Below are 13,789 nucleotides of genomic sequence, written 5' to 3'. Positions count from 1 at the left end.
TAGTAATTATGCTACAACTACTTTAATTTTCACGAAATTCGTCTTGCTATTAATCAATTACATATAACCTTATTTCTAAATCGACTTGTCGAGAATGAAATAAGGTTTTGTTTTTTTTAAGACTGTTACAACAGTCGTTACATCAGCACTTCCCACAATAAATTTTCTTGAATTATTTTATAAATAAAGTCCTAAATAACACTCAATTAGAGTTAAATCTACCATTCATACAGTTTTTTTAACCACTTATAGTTTTTTTTAAAAAGTAGAGAATATTTTTACGAAATTCGCCTTGCTATTAATCAATTACAAATTACCTTATTTCTATCACCACGTTGTGAATGAAGTAAGGTTTTTTTTTGCTTCTAGTTTAAATGAAGTCTAATTTTGCAAATGATTTGTTTAAAACACGCTCATCTTCTACGGCTAACCAATTAGACAAAACAGTAGCATAAATAGATCTAAAATCTACATTATACTTTAAATCTCCATTATCATCTAAATCTGATAGGCTCGCCAATTCATTATAAAACCCTTGCTTTTTTAATTGATTACCAATAATAAACACATTACTTGCTGAACCATGATCTGTACCATTGGCTGCATTTTGTTTTACGCGTCTTCCAAACTCAGAGAATGTCACAATTAAAGTATCGTTAAATGTGCCTTGAGTTTTTAAATCTTTTACAAAGGCGTCTACACCTTCTGCATATGTTTTGAGTAAGCGACCTTGACGATTTATTTGCCCTGAGTGAGTATCAAATCCTCCAAGTGATGAATAAAATATTCTAGTTTCCAAACCAGAGTTTATCAATTTAGCAGTTGTTTTTAACTGATTTGAAAACTCATTATCAGGATACTCTTGTTCGCTTTTAGCAGTTTGATGCTTATCAAAAATATGTTTTGCAGACGACTCTGCAGCAATCATAGTTTTATATAAATATCCCAAATTATGCTCACTCAAATGCTCATCTTGATAATGCTTAAGTACATTTTTAAAGTATGGATCTTGAGAGGTTTTAAATAAGATTTCTGGGTTTTTTGCAGCTATTCCATTTATAGTTTTTCCTTTTAACGCTAAAGACAAACTATCATCTATCTCAATGGCATTGTAAGGCTCATTTCCGTAGTGATCCAAATAACGTCCAATCCAACCTTCTTGTAGATATTCATTAGAGTCACTAGCTGTTTGCCAAATATCTGTTGCTCTAAAATGAGAACGATTTGGATTTGGATAACCAACATTATTAATAACCGTTAAATGACCATCATCATACAATCTTTTAAGCGGTAGTAAATTAGCATTAAACCCTAAATCACTTGACGCTTTAAGTACTTCATTTTTAGAAATGGCAATCTTTGGTCTACTGTTATAATAGGCATCATTATTAAAAGGAACAATGGTGTTTAGTCCATCATTTCCACCAGAAAGTTGAATCATTACCAAACGTTTATAACCAATACTTTTAGGTGATATGTTTTCAAAAGCCTTTACAAAACTAGGTACAAACAGTAAACTGCTAGCTAATGTAGATTGTTTTAAAAAATGTCTTCTGTCCATAATTATAAGATTAACACATTTGATATTCTGGTAATGACATCAATTGGATGCAGTACTCTCGTTTTGATGATTGACTTAAAGAATTTAAATACGTTTGCGTGCCATCACTTAATTGCGCAATAATAAGTTGCTCTTTAATATCTTTGATTGTTGCGTTTTCAAATTGTTTCTCAAACGCTTCCCAGTTTGGAGTTACATTAATGATTTTCTTACGTTTTCCTTTGGCATAAAATTCTTCATAAGTATCTTCAAACTCTCCTTTTGGCTTCACCGAAATTTGAGCATTTCCCAATAAAATAGATGGTAATTTTAATCGTAACATAATGGTATTACTATCAATCCAATTTTTACCACCTTTCCATCCTGCAACATTTGGTGGGTTTAACAACATTTGACCCAAAAGTTTCTGAATTTTAAAAACATCTCGCTGTTTCTTAAAAGCCATAGGTACAATTTTGTTCATACCGACTAACAATTCTATTGGTGATTTTATTTTGGTTCCAATGTTTTCTTCGGAATAAAACCAATCTGAATTAAAGATATATCGCATCAATTTTTCGATATCATAATCTTTAAAAAAGCGATTTGTCAATTCTTCTACATGTTCCTTATTGATCGTTTCATTGACGAAATACTTATAAATTTTTCCGCAGATAAAACGAGCACATTGTTTTTGTTCTAAGATGATGTTTATGATGTCATCTCCATTGAAATTTCCCGTTTTTCCGAAGAACGTTTTCTCACCTTCATCATGTTGAAAATCTCGTGTTTTAAAATTTCCGTTAAGATCATGATTGTAACCTGTAAAGGCACGAGCGCTTTCTTTTATATCTGTTTCGGTATAATTACCAACACCCAACATAAATAATTCCATGAGTTCTCTTGCAAAATTCTCATTAGGTCGCAATTTTCTATTTTGCTTATTATTAAGGTATTTTATCATTGCAGCTTCCTTAGAAACAGCTTTCACAAAATCACCAAAATTTCCCAAAGCATTTGCTCTAAGTGTATTGTTATAATTTTGAACAAAGAGAATATTATTATCTCGACACACAAAATGATTAGCCCAAAACAAGGTCATTTTTTCACGAAGGAGTTCTTGAGAAGACTCCAAACGTTCAATCCATTTGATGTTAAATGTTTTTATTTTATTTCTACTCTTTTTTTGAAGTTCTTGAACAACCTTTTTGTCTAAATCTTTCTTATTGATGTTTTTAAATCCGGAAACATCAACATCTAAGGGTGTCATCGCTTTTGAAGTATCAAACAGAAAATCAACAACTTGAGCAGGACTTAAATTCGAAGAATTTATAATATCCTTTTGCGAAGCACCAAAACTAGCTCTGGCAAATAAATGAAGAAAGTGTTTTGTGTTCATGTTAAATAAGACTGTGTATTTTAATTAAAGTTTAAACAGACTTTTGATAAAACGTAAAAATCTTCAATATTGTTATACAAAAAAAGCCACATCAATTGATGTGGCTTTACTTTAGTTTATTTAAAAGGTGGTGGTGGACAATAAGGAAATACAAATTCCTTTGGAATATCTTTATTAGTCTCATTTTTATAGAAACCAAAAATATGTTTCCACCAACTTTTTAAGGAGCTTTGCTCTGTAAATAGGTAAGTATTCTCTATTTTATATAAGTTACTAGATATATCTACACTTACAATAGCTGCAAAATAATATTCCCAACTTTTTTCATCAATTCTTCTATATGCAAATAAGTTATAAGCATAAAAAGAAGGATCATCAGAAGGCTCTACAAGACTTCCTAAAATAATTTTATTTGGATATTTCTCAAGAGCTTCCTTGAACTCAATAAGTTTTTCATAAGTAAAAGTCCCTTTTGGTGGTTTTGAATTTTTCAAATACTCAATGTTACCATTTTTAAGTCTACTAGTGAAATTCTCACCTAACGAATCAATCATCTTATAATTGATTTCGTTTTGAGAAAAACTAAAGCATACTAATGATAGCGTTAGGAATAAGGACGATAATACTTTTTTTATCAAATCAAAATTATTACAAATCAAACTTGATTCCTTGCGCTAATGGTAATTCATCAGAATAGTTTACAGTATTTGTTTGTCTTCTCATGTATACTTTCCAAGCATCAGATCCAGACTCACGTCCACCACCTGTTTCTTTCTCACCACCAAAAGCGCCTCCAATTTCGGCACCAGAAGTTCCAATATTGACGTTTGCAATTCCACAATCTGAACCAGCATAAGACAAGAATTTCTCAGCTTCTTTCATTTCATTTGTCATGATAGCAGAAGATAATCCTTGAGCAACACCATTTTGTTTAGCAATTGCATTTTCTACCTCTCCAGAATATTTCATTAGATATAAAATTGGAGCAAATGTTTCGTGTTGTACAATTTCAAAATGATTTTCAGCTTCTATAATTGCTGGTTTAACGTAGCAACCACTTTCATAACCTTCACCTTCTAATACACCACCTTCTACTAGTACATTTCCACCTTCAGCTTTTGCTTTTTCAATAGCAGCTAAGTATGTGTTTACTGAATCATGATCGATTAATGGTCCAATATGATTTTTTTCATCTAAAGGATTTCCAATTGTTAATTGACCGTAAGCACCAACAATAGCATCACGTACTTTATCGTAAACAGATTCGTGAATAATTAGTCTTCTTGTTGACGTACAACGTTGTCCGCAAGTTCCAACAGCACCAAAAACAGCACCAGGAACTACCACTTTTAAATCAGCAGTTGGTGTAATAATAATCGCATTGTTACCACCTAATTCTAATAGAGATTTCCCAAAACGTTCAGCAACAGTTGCACCAACTATACGTCCCATTCTTGTAGATCCTGTAGCAGATATTAAAGGAATACGAGAATCTTTAGTCATCATTTCACCAACTTTGTAATCGCCATTGATAATGCAAGAGATTCCTTCTGGTAAATTGTTTTCTTTTAAGATTTCTGCAATAATATTTTGACAAGCAATTGTGCATAAAGGTGCTTTTTCAGAACCTTTCCAGACACAAACATCACCACAAATCCAAGCTAAAGCTGTATTCCAAGCCCAAACTGCAACTGGAAAGTTAAATGCTGAGATAATACCAACAACTCCAATTGGATGCCATTGTTCTCTCATAACATGTCCTGGACGTTCCGATGGGATTGTTTGTCCGTTTAATTGACGAGACAATCCAACCGCGAAATCACAGATGTCAATCATTTCTTGAACTTCTCCATAACCTTCTTGCAAAGATTTTCCCATTTCATAAGACACCAATTTACCTAATGGTTCTTTTAAATCTCTTAATTTGTTTCCAAACTGACGAACAATTTCACCACGTTGTGGTGCTGGCTTATCTCTCCAAGATAAAAATGCAGTAGTTGCTGCATCCATTACTTTATCGTAATCTGCTCTTGTCGTCGTTTTTACTTTTCCTATTAATTTACCATCAACAGGTGAGTAAGATTCTATAATGTCTCCACTAGAAAAATTATTTGAACCTGTAGATGTTCCTTCATTAATATCCTTTACACCTAATTGATTTAAGGCGTCTTTTATTCCGAAATCGGTAGCAATCGCTTCCATATATGTCTGATTTTTATGAATTATTAAATTATCACGCGAAGATACTAATAAATTATCATTTACTATGGAAGCTAATTACTGATTATTGTAACTTTAAAACGCTAAAAAAGTAAGGGTTATGAATTAATTAAGTTCATTAAAAAACGAATTCTATAAAAATCCCAACACATTCTATTTAATACATAACGAATCGCCTTTTCACCTCAATTTTCATCAATAAAATCTTAATTTTGATTAGTTGAAATTATTGACTTATAAACACTTTCACCATGAAACTAAAGCAACTTTCCATCATCATTTTCTGTTTTACAATCTTATTTTCTTGTAAAAAGAAAGATACCATTACAGAGCAAACAGATAATCTATTTAAATACAGAGACTATATAAGTTATACCTCATCTGGATTACAATCTGTAACAGATCCTATTAAAATTAATCTCGCAACAGATGTTGAATCTTGGGAACAAGGTCAAGAATTAGAAGGAAATCTTGTAAGTCTCTCTCCTCATGCTGATGGAAAATTAACAGTCCTAAATAAGCATACTTTAATCTTTACTCCAGACGAAAATCTTGAACCTTCAACTGAGTATACTGCAAAAGTAAAATTAGACCAGATATACAAAAACATGCCTAAAGATTATGAGGATTATGTGTTTCAATTTAAAACGATTACTCCAAACTTTAGCATCAACACCAATGCATTACAATCGTACAGTAAAAAGTGGCAATATCTAGAAGCTGTTATTAAATCGGCTGATGTCATTTCTTTAAACGATGCAAAAACATTGATTGAAGCCACTCAAAATGGAAAAAAATTAAAACTAGAATTCAACGAACTAGAAGTAGCTTCTAGACAATTTGATTTTAGAATAGATAGTATTAATCGTTTGGTGGACGATTCTGAAATCCTAATAAAATGGAATGGCAAGTCAATAAAATCAGATAATGTTGGTGAAAACAAAATCCAGATTCCTGGAATCAATAATTTTAAAATTATCAATGTTGAACCATATAAAACGCCAGAACAATTTTTATACATCAACTTTTCTGACCCAATTAAAAACAGTCAGAATTTTGATGGTTTAGTGACTATTCAAGGCGTTAAAAACCCAAAATTCGTGGTGGTTGGTAATGTCTTAAAGGTGTATCCAGATACCAAGTTGGTTGGTAATATTCAGGTGGATGTATTTCAAGGTATCAAAAATGAAGATGGCTATAAGTTGAAGCAGCCATTTTCCGAAGCCATATCATTTGAAGAAACAAAACCTATGGTTCGCCTGATTAGTAATGGTACGATTTTACCAAATTCTAATGAATTGAAATTTAATTTTGAAGCCGTTAATTTAAGTGCTGTTGATGTGAGAGTGATTAAAATATTTGAAGATAACGTCTTGCAATTTCTACAAGACAACCCATTAAATAGCAATAATAAAAACGAAATTAAACGTGTTGGTCGTCGTATAGCTAAACAAACAATACAATTACAATCTGCTGCAGAAAACTCTGGCAAATGGAAAGCCTATAGCATCGATTTATCTAAATTTTTTAAGGCAGATGCTGGAGCAATTTATCGTATAGAAATTGATTATAATAAAAATTATTCGCTCTATGACTGCCAAGCAAACCCAAGCGGTTCTCTAAATGAAGATGACGAATACGATGATTATTACTACGAAGAAGATTACTATTATGATGGTGACTTTACCGAAACCTCTACAGAAGACGAAGATTTAAAAGAAGAAGAATATTGGGATAATCGTACCTACAGATACCGAAATTACAGTTATAATTGGAGACAACGTGACAACCCTTGTAACGATGCTTATTATGACGACAACAAAATAGTGGCTCAAAATTTACTAGCATCAAATTTAGGTGTCATCGCTAAACAAGGTGCAGATAACACATACTATTTTGCGGTAACAAATATTTTAAATACCAATCCTGAAGCCAATGCTAATGTAAAATTATTCAACTTTCAGCAACAAGAAATTGGTTCGGTTTTTACCAACAGCGAAGGTTTAGCAACTTACGAAGCTAATAAATATGCATCATTTGCGGTTGTAACCAAAGGCAATAATACGAGCTATATGAGACTTACCGACGGAAATTCTCTATCTCTAAGTAAGTTTGATGTTTCAGGAAATAGATTACAACGCGGACTAAAAGGCTACATCTATGGAGAACGTGGTGTTTGGCGTCCAGGAGATTCTTTGTTTTTAACGTTTATGCTGAATGATAAAGCTAACGAGCTTCCAAAAGGACATCCAGTAAAAATGGAAGTTACAGATCCTAACGGAAAATTGGTTTACAAAAACGTCACCACAGATAACGTCAATAACTTTTACAAGTTTGTTGTACCAACTTCCGCAGAAGGAAAGACAGGAAATTACAATGCAAAAGTTTCTGTTGGAGGCGCACAATTTTATAAAGCGCTTAAAGTAGAAACTGTAAAACCTAACCGTTTAAAAATAAAAATTGATTTTGATAATGAGATTCTTTCTAGCGAAGAACCTCTTGATGGAACACTCGATGTAAAATGGTTACATGGTGCTCCTGCAAAAAGTATCAAGGCAGAAGTTAAAGCAAAATTCAGTGCTTCTTACACCAACTTTAAAAACTATAAAGGCTACGTATTTAATGATCCTACGCGTCAATTTAATACTGAAGAACTCAATGTTTTTGAAGGCAATCTTGATGAAGACGGAAAAGCAACTATTAGCACAAAACTAGATATTGGTAAAAATGCTCCTGGAATGTTAAACGCTCAATTTTTAGTGAGAGCTTTTGAAAATGGAGGTGATTTTTCACTCGATGCGTTTACAAAACAATACTCACCATTTGAATCTTATGTTGGTTTAAAATCTCCAGAAGGCAATTATTATGGGTCTTATTTTACAGATACCAATCAAACCTTTGATTTAGCAGTTGTAGATAAAGATGGAAAACCTGTAAAACGTGACAACCTTGAAATAAAAGTTTACAAAGTAGAATGGCGTTGGTGGTGGAACTCCTCTTATGACAACTTATCAAACTACGTATCTAGCAGTTATCACAGACCTGTTTTAGACCAAAAAGCGTCTACAGGAGCAAACGGAAAAACAACATTTACACTCAAAATTCCAGAAAATGATAGAGGACGTTACCTCATTAGAATATATGATCCTGTAAGTGGACATGCTACTGGACGTACAGCTTATTTCTACAAAAACTGGCCTGGTATGTCAACAGGCAACGATAAAGAAGCAGCAAAAATGTTGGTGTTTGCGAGTGACAAGGATAAGTATATGGTTGGAGAAACCGCAAAAATTAAATTCCCTTCTGGTAATGAAGGACGTGCATTAGTAAGTATAGAAAATGGATCTGATGTGATAGATTACAAATGGGTAAAAACTAAAAAAGGAGAAACAACGGTTGATATTCCAATCACTTCAGAAATGGCTCCAAACGTGTTTGTCAATATTTCTCTATTGCAACCTCATGCAATTACGAGTAATGATTTGCCAATACGATTATATGGTGTGATACCTATTTTGGTTGAAGATCCAAAAACAATTCTAGAACCAGAATTACAAATGGCAAGTGTTTTACGACCTGAACAAGAATTCGAGATTTTCGTTTCAGAAAAAAACAAAAAAGCCATGACCTATACTATTGCAATGGTTGAAGAAGGCTTATTAGATTTAACACGATTCAAAACACCAAATGCATGGTCTGAGTTCTACTCTCGTGAAGCACTTGGTGTAAAAACTTGGGATATTTTTGATGATGTCATTGGAGCATATTCTGGAAGTATTGATCAAGTATTTGCTATTGGTGGTGATGGAAGCGCAGCAAAAGGAAAGAACAAAAAAGCAAATCGCTTTAAGCCTGTAGTCACATATTTAGGTCCTTTTGAGTTGAAAGCTGGTCAAAGTAAAGCACACACAATTAAGTTGCCAAATTACATTGGAGCAGTACGTACGATGGTTATTGCAGGAAATAACGAAACCGAAGCTTACGGTAGCACAGACAAATCTGTAGAGGTTAAAAAACCACTGATGGTATTGGCAACGCTTCCGAGGAAATTAAGTCCAGGAGAAAAAGTAACCCTTCCTGTAACCGTATTTGCTATGGAGCCTAATGTAAAAAATGTGAGTTTAAGCTTGAAGCTGAGTGATGGAATTTCGGTTGTTGGTAATGCTACGCAGAAATTGACATTCGCTAAACCAGATGAGCAAATGGCATTTTTTGAATTGGATGTTTCAAAAGCAAAAGGCATTAATACTGTTGAAGTTATTGCGACCGGAAATGGCGAAAAATCAACCTACAAAGTAGAGCTTGATGTGACGAATCCTAATCCGATAACATCAAAATACGAAAATGGACAATTGGAGGCTAATACTTCGGAAACATTAGAATTTTCAACCTTTGGCGTTCCAGGAACCAACAAGGCTATTGTAGAGTTTTCAACGCTACCTCCAATGGATTTTTCTAAGCGATTGGAGTATTTAATTCGCTATCCTCATGGATGTTTAGAACAAACGACATCTGGCGTATTTCCGCAGTTATACTTAGCAGATATATTCGATTTAAAATATGAGAAGAAACAGGAAATCCAATCCAACATAGAAAACGGAATCAAACGTTTAGGTAATTTCCAAAGACCAAATGGTGGTATGAGTTACTGGATGGGAGAAAATACTGCCAATGATTGGGGATCAAGTTACGCAGGACACTTCATGATAGAAGCCGAAAAGAAAGGATTTGTGTTACCATTGACGTTTAAAAGTAATTGGTTACGTTACCAAAAACAAGCAGCGAGAGATTGGAGACCAAGCTATAGAAACTATAATTCAGATTTAGCTCAGGCTTACAGATTATACACGTTAGCGTTAGCTGGAAGTGCAGATTTAGCCTCTATGAACAGACTAAGAGAGTTTAGTGAAATTTCTAACGAAGCAAAATGGCGATTAGCTGCTGCTTATGCATTAGCTGGACAAAAAGAAGCGAGTGAAAAACTATCACAACGCGCTAATATAAACTTCAAACCTCAAAAGTATAACTACTATACTTACGGTTCGGTAGATAGAAATAGAGCCATGGCTTTGGAGACTATGATCATTACCAAAAATCCTAAAGCACGTGAGTTGGCAGAGCAAATTGCTAAAGATTTATCAAGTAATCAATGGATGAGTACGCAAACAACAGCATACAGTTTATTGGCTATGGCAAAATTGGTTGAAGCTAATGGTGGAAAAGACATGAATTTGAGTTACACCTTTAATGGTAAAACCGAAACAATAAGCACCAAGAGCACCATTGCACAACGAGAACTCTCAGTTAAGGATGGCTCTAACACTTTAAAACTAGAAAACAGTATTGGTAATTTGGTTTATGTAAGAGTTTTAAATTCTGGTCAATTACCATTAGGAGAGGAGTTGGTTGAGCAACGCGGCTTAGGAGTCTCTATCATTTACCAAGATTTAAATGGAAACCGTTTAGATGTTAAAAAACTGCAACAAGGTCAAGATATTGTTGCAAGAATTACAGTGAGTAATAAGGATGATAATAGACTTTATGATGTTGCTTTAACGCAGATTTTCCCTTCAGGATGGGAAATTGTAAATACTCGCTTTACAGATTTTGGAGATACCACAACGAGCCAAGCTCGATATACAGACATTCGTGATGATCGTGTCAATTTCTATTTCGATATTGGAGGAAGTGGAAGCAGAAATAATGGTGGAGAAAAAGTGTTTACAGTTATACTCAATGCTGCATATTTAGGAACTTACTATTTACCAGGAACACAAGCAGAAGCGATGTATGATAATGATTTCTTTGTGAGAAATAAAGGTCGTTGGATTGCCGTTGTGAAATAATAATGATCACCTCGTATTTGCTCTTTTTACTAAGACAAAAGCCATTGCTCCTTTAAAAAAGGAGGAGAATTAAATAGATAGACTTTTAAAATAGTAGAAAGATAAATAAAATACAGCATTTATAAATTCCTTCCCTTATTTCAAGGGAAGGTGGATTCAAACTCAATAAAGAGTTTGAAGACGGAAGGGTTAAAGCAAAACTAATGTCGAACATTCACAATAAAAAAAATTTAGAATCATATAGAAAAGACCTGAGAAATAATTTAACCTCAGCAGAAGCAACGCTTTGGAAAAGCCTTCAAAAAAACAATTAAACGAAAGAAAATTCAGAAGACAACATAGCATCAAAAATTACATAGTGGATTTTTATTGTGCTTCAGAAAAACTAATTATTGAGTTAGATGGAGCAATTCATTTAGACTTTGCAAAAGCAAATAAAGATTATGAACGCACACAAACTTTAGAATCTCTAGGTTTTAAAGTTATAAGATTTGAGAATAAAATGGTTTTTGAGGATATTGATTTTGTGTTGAAAGAAATAAGTAAGGAGTTTAAGACTTAAAACCACCTCGTCTTTGGTTTCTTTTTTGAAACCAAATCCACTCCTCCTTTAAAAAAGGAGGAGAATTAAATAGATAGATTTTTAAAAAAGTAGAATGATAAATAAAATACAGCATTAATAAATTCCTTCCCTTATTTCAAGGGAAGGTGGATTCAAACTCAATAAAGAGTTTGAAGACGGAAGGGTAAAACAAAAGATTAACAAAAACAAATAGAAGAGAGACAAGTGAACTACCTACCAGACCATATCATATTTGCTTTTGGATTACTGTTTAGAGTTTGTTTCTACACACTTTTAATAATATTTATGTTTTTTGAAGAGGCTAGACTGCTAAAAAAGAAGTACCATAAACTAATTAATATGACAATAATCATCTTTGGGATATGTTATTTAGGCTCTGTTATCCCAATGTATTTGGATGGTAAAGATTATGGTGGTACTCCAGGACTTATGATAACTATCTGGTCTATGTTTTTTCTTTATTTACTCATATATAATAATCACTCAAAGTATAAATTTGAACTACATAAAAAGACTTCTTATATGACAGTGAGAGTTTTTATTGTTGTTATTCTGTTTTGTAGTGCACAACTTAATTATCATTCTTATAATGGAACATGGTATGGCGATTATGAAAGTGAAATATTTCATGGCTTTCTATCTATTTTGCTACCAATAGCTGCACATGTCTTTTCAAGTTTAAAGCCAAAAAGTGCTAATCTAGGTTGGTTTATTATTATAGTAACACTATTACAATTCGCATATGGCATTTCATTATCTTATGGCATTGATGGCTATATAAGTGATGATACAGAATTATCTGCCATATTTATATTAAATACAATCCTGTTTTTAAGCGCTGGAATCTATAATGTTTACAGTGCAAAAAACTTAAAAAAGAGCATCGTGTTATGATTAAAGACCACACACCATATTACGCAGTAATTTTCACCTCAACACAAACTGAGAATATTAAAGGTTATACTGAAATGGCAAACCAAATGGAAAACCTAGCCAAACAACAAGATGGTTTTTTAGGGATTGAAAGTGCAAGAAACGATGTTGGAATCACAGTTAGTTATTGGAAAAGTCTAGATGACATAAAAAACTGGAAACAACAAACCGATCATTTAATCGCACAACAAAGAGGTAGAATAGATTGGTACAACTGGTATAAAGTAAGAATTTGTAAAGTTGAACGAGAGTACGAATTCACGAAAAAGCACTAACGCTTAAGTGTAAAATGCCCTCTAAATTCCTGACCTTCAATAATTATTAGATACCAATAGTCTGATGTTGGTAGTGGTCTATTTTTAAACGTCCCTGTCCAATTGACCGATCTATTTTTTGCTGAAAAAAGCAACTTTCCGAAGCGATCAAAAATATAAACTTCTGAGGATGAGTAAGACTCAAGTCCACTTAATTTAAAAGTGTCATTTACAGTATCATCGTTTGGTGTTATGAATTTTGGGATGTAAAAATGTATATATGATATCGTTATAATGATATCACAATCTGCTGACTTTATATAAACATCATAATGACCTCCATCAACATTAAAAAAGATATTACTTGTTTGATAATTGATTCCATCTAAAGAATATAAAAAGTTACCAATATTAGATGTAAAAACTAATATATTACTTCCATCAGATTGAATACTCTCTAAAACAGGACTTACCGTTTGCTCAACAATAATGGTTTTTTCCACTGCAGAGCATCCATCTGTAGTTACAACACTATAAGTTCCTACCATATTTACTGTTATAGATGCTGTTGTTTCTCCAGTATTCCATAAATATGTTGCGTTAATAATAGAAGTATTAGCCTGTAACGCTATATCTTCACCTTCACAAATGGTGAAAAATTCTTCTTCAAAATCTATTATTTGTTCTCCGGAAATTTCCCAACTACAAGATTCATCATTAAATGTAGCTATTTGCCAACACTCAAGATTTGTAGGTTCTTGTGGTTGTATACCTGTAACTTCCCATAAACATATATTATCATTAAAAGTTGAAGTTTCCCAACATTCAAGACCTGTTGGCTGTAATGGTTGTGTTCCTGAAATATCCCAACTACAAGTCGTAGTATTAAAACTAGTGGTTTCCCAACATTCTAATTCTGTGGGTTGTATTGGTTGTGTTCCTGAAACTTCCCATAAACACGTACTATCATTAAATGTTGCAGATTCCCAACACTCAAGACCTATTGGTTGTAAT

General features: G+C 33.0%; 9 protein-coding genes. 4 read left to right on the top strand and 5 right to left on the bottom strand.

Annotated elements, in window-relative coordinates:
* Positions 1-370 precede the first annotated feature (370 nt).
* The 4 genes from WNY78_RS15375 to WNY78_RS15360 form a co-directional block, all read right to left on the bottom strand.
* The gene (locus WNY78_RS15375; protein WP_342874106.1) at positions 371-1,561 is read right to left on the bottom strand and encodes a DUF1501 domain-containing protein; all 1,191 of its coding nucleotides are present in this window, start codon (positions 1,559-1,561) and stop codon (positions 371-373) included.
* A gap of 10 nt (positions 1,562-1,571) precedes the next feature.
* Complete coding sequence (locus WNY78_RS15370) at positions 1,572-2,939, bottom strand: DUF1800 domain-containing protein (RefSeq protein ID WP_342874105.1); 1,368 nt, start codon at positions 2,937-2,939, stop codon at positions 1,572-1,574.
* Positions 2,940-3,055: 116 nt separating this feature from the next.
* Entirely contained in the window at positions 3,056-3,493 is a 438-nt protein-coding gene (locus WNY78_RS15365) for a hypothetical protein (protein WP_342874104.1), read from the bottom strand.
* Between the two features lie 94 nt (positions 3,494-3,587).
* Positions 3,588-5,141 carry an aldehyde dehydrogenase family protein gene (locus tag WNY78_RS15360; protein WP_342874103.1) on the bottom strand — a complete coding sequence of 518 codons (1,554 nt, stop codon included), beginning with the start codon at positions 5,139-5,141 and terminating at the stop codon, positions 3,588-3,590.
* A 269-nt stretch (positions 5,142-5,410) separates the two neighbouring features.
* Here WNY78_RS15360 and WNY78_RS15355 point away from each other — a divergent pair, with 269 nt between their 5' ends.
* The 4 genes from WNY78_RS15355 to WNY78_RS15340 all read left to right on the top strand — a co-directional run bounded on the left by WNY78_RS15355 (position 5,411) and on the right by WNY78_RS15340 (position 12,796).
* Complete coding sequence (locus tag WNY78_RS15355) at positions 5,411-11,005, top strand: MG2 domain-containing protein (RefSeq protein WP_342874102.1); 5,595 nt, start codon at positions 5,411-5,413, stop codon at positions 11,003-11,005.
* 358 nt (positions 11,006-11,363) lie between these two features.
* Positions 11,364-11,567, top strand: coding sequence for a DUF559 domain-containing protein (locus tag WNY78_RS15350; RefSeq protein ID WP_342874101.1), 204 nt, complete (start codon positions 11,364-11,366; stop codon positions 11,565-11,567).
* 360 nt (positions 11,568-11,927) lie between these two features.
* Positions 11,928-12,482, top strand: coding sequence for a hypothetical protein (locus WNY78_RS15345; RefSeq protein ID WP_342874100.1), 555 nt, complete (start codon positions 11,928-11,930; stop codon positions 12,480-12,482).
* Positions 12,479-12,796, top strand: a complete 318-nt coding sequence (locus tag WNY78_RS15340) for an antibiotic biosynthesis monooxygenase (RefSeq protein ID WP_342874099.1) — start codon at positions 12,479-12,481, stop codon at positions 12,794-12,796. The genes WNY78_RS15345 and WNY78_RS15340 overlap by 4 nt, the downstream gene beginning before the upstream one ends.
* On the opposite strand, the gene WNY78_RS15335 is transcribed toward WNY78_RS15340, so the two are convergent.
* Positions 12,793-13,789 (bottom strand): T9SS type B sorting domain-containing protein (locus WNY78_RS15335; RefSeq protein WP_342874098.1); only part of this gene is annotated, 997 nt, incomplete at its 5' end. The two genes, WNY78_RS15340 and WNY78_RS15335, sit on opposite strands and share 4 nt — an antisense overlap.

The organism is Psychroserpens sp. AS72, assembly GCF_038900375.1.
Lineage (GTDB): Bacteria > Bacteroidota > Bacteroidia > Flavobacteriales > Flavobacteriaceae > Psychroserpens.
This window is presented reverse-complemented; position numbering and strand designations above follow the sequence as displayed.

Excerpts from the sequence above, each read along its gene's own strand:
- WNY78_RS15375 (WP_342874106.1), bottom strand. The coding sequence starts at position 1,561 with ATGGACAGAAGACATTTTTTAAAACAATCTACATTAGCTAGCAGTTTA.
- WNY78_RS15370 (WP_342874105.1), bottom strand. The coding sequence starts at position 2,939 with ATGAACACAAAACACTTTCTTCATTTATTTGCCAGAGCTAGTTTTGGT.
- WNY78_RS15365 (WP_342874104.1), bottom strand. The coding sequence starts at position 3,493 with ATGATTGATTCGTTAGGTGAGAATTTCACTAGTAGACTTAAAAATGGT.
- WNY78_RS15360 (WP_342874103.1), bottom strand. The coding sequence starts at position 5,141 with ATGGAAGCGATTGCTACCGATTTCGGAATAAAAGACGCCTTAAATCAA.
- WNY78_RS15355 (WP_342874102.1), top strand. The coding sequence starts at position 5,411 with ATGAAACTAAAGCAACTTTCCATCATCATTTTCTGTTTTACAATCTTA.
- WNY78_RS15345 (WP_342874100.1), top strand. The coding sequence starts at position 11,928 with ATGACAATAATCATCTTTGGGATATGTTATTTAGGCTCTGTTATCCCA.
- WNY78_RS15340 (WP_342874099.1), top strand. The coding sequence starts at position 12,479 with ATGATTAAAGACCACACACCATATTACGCAGTAATTTTCACCTCAACA.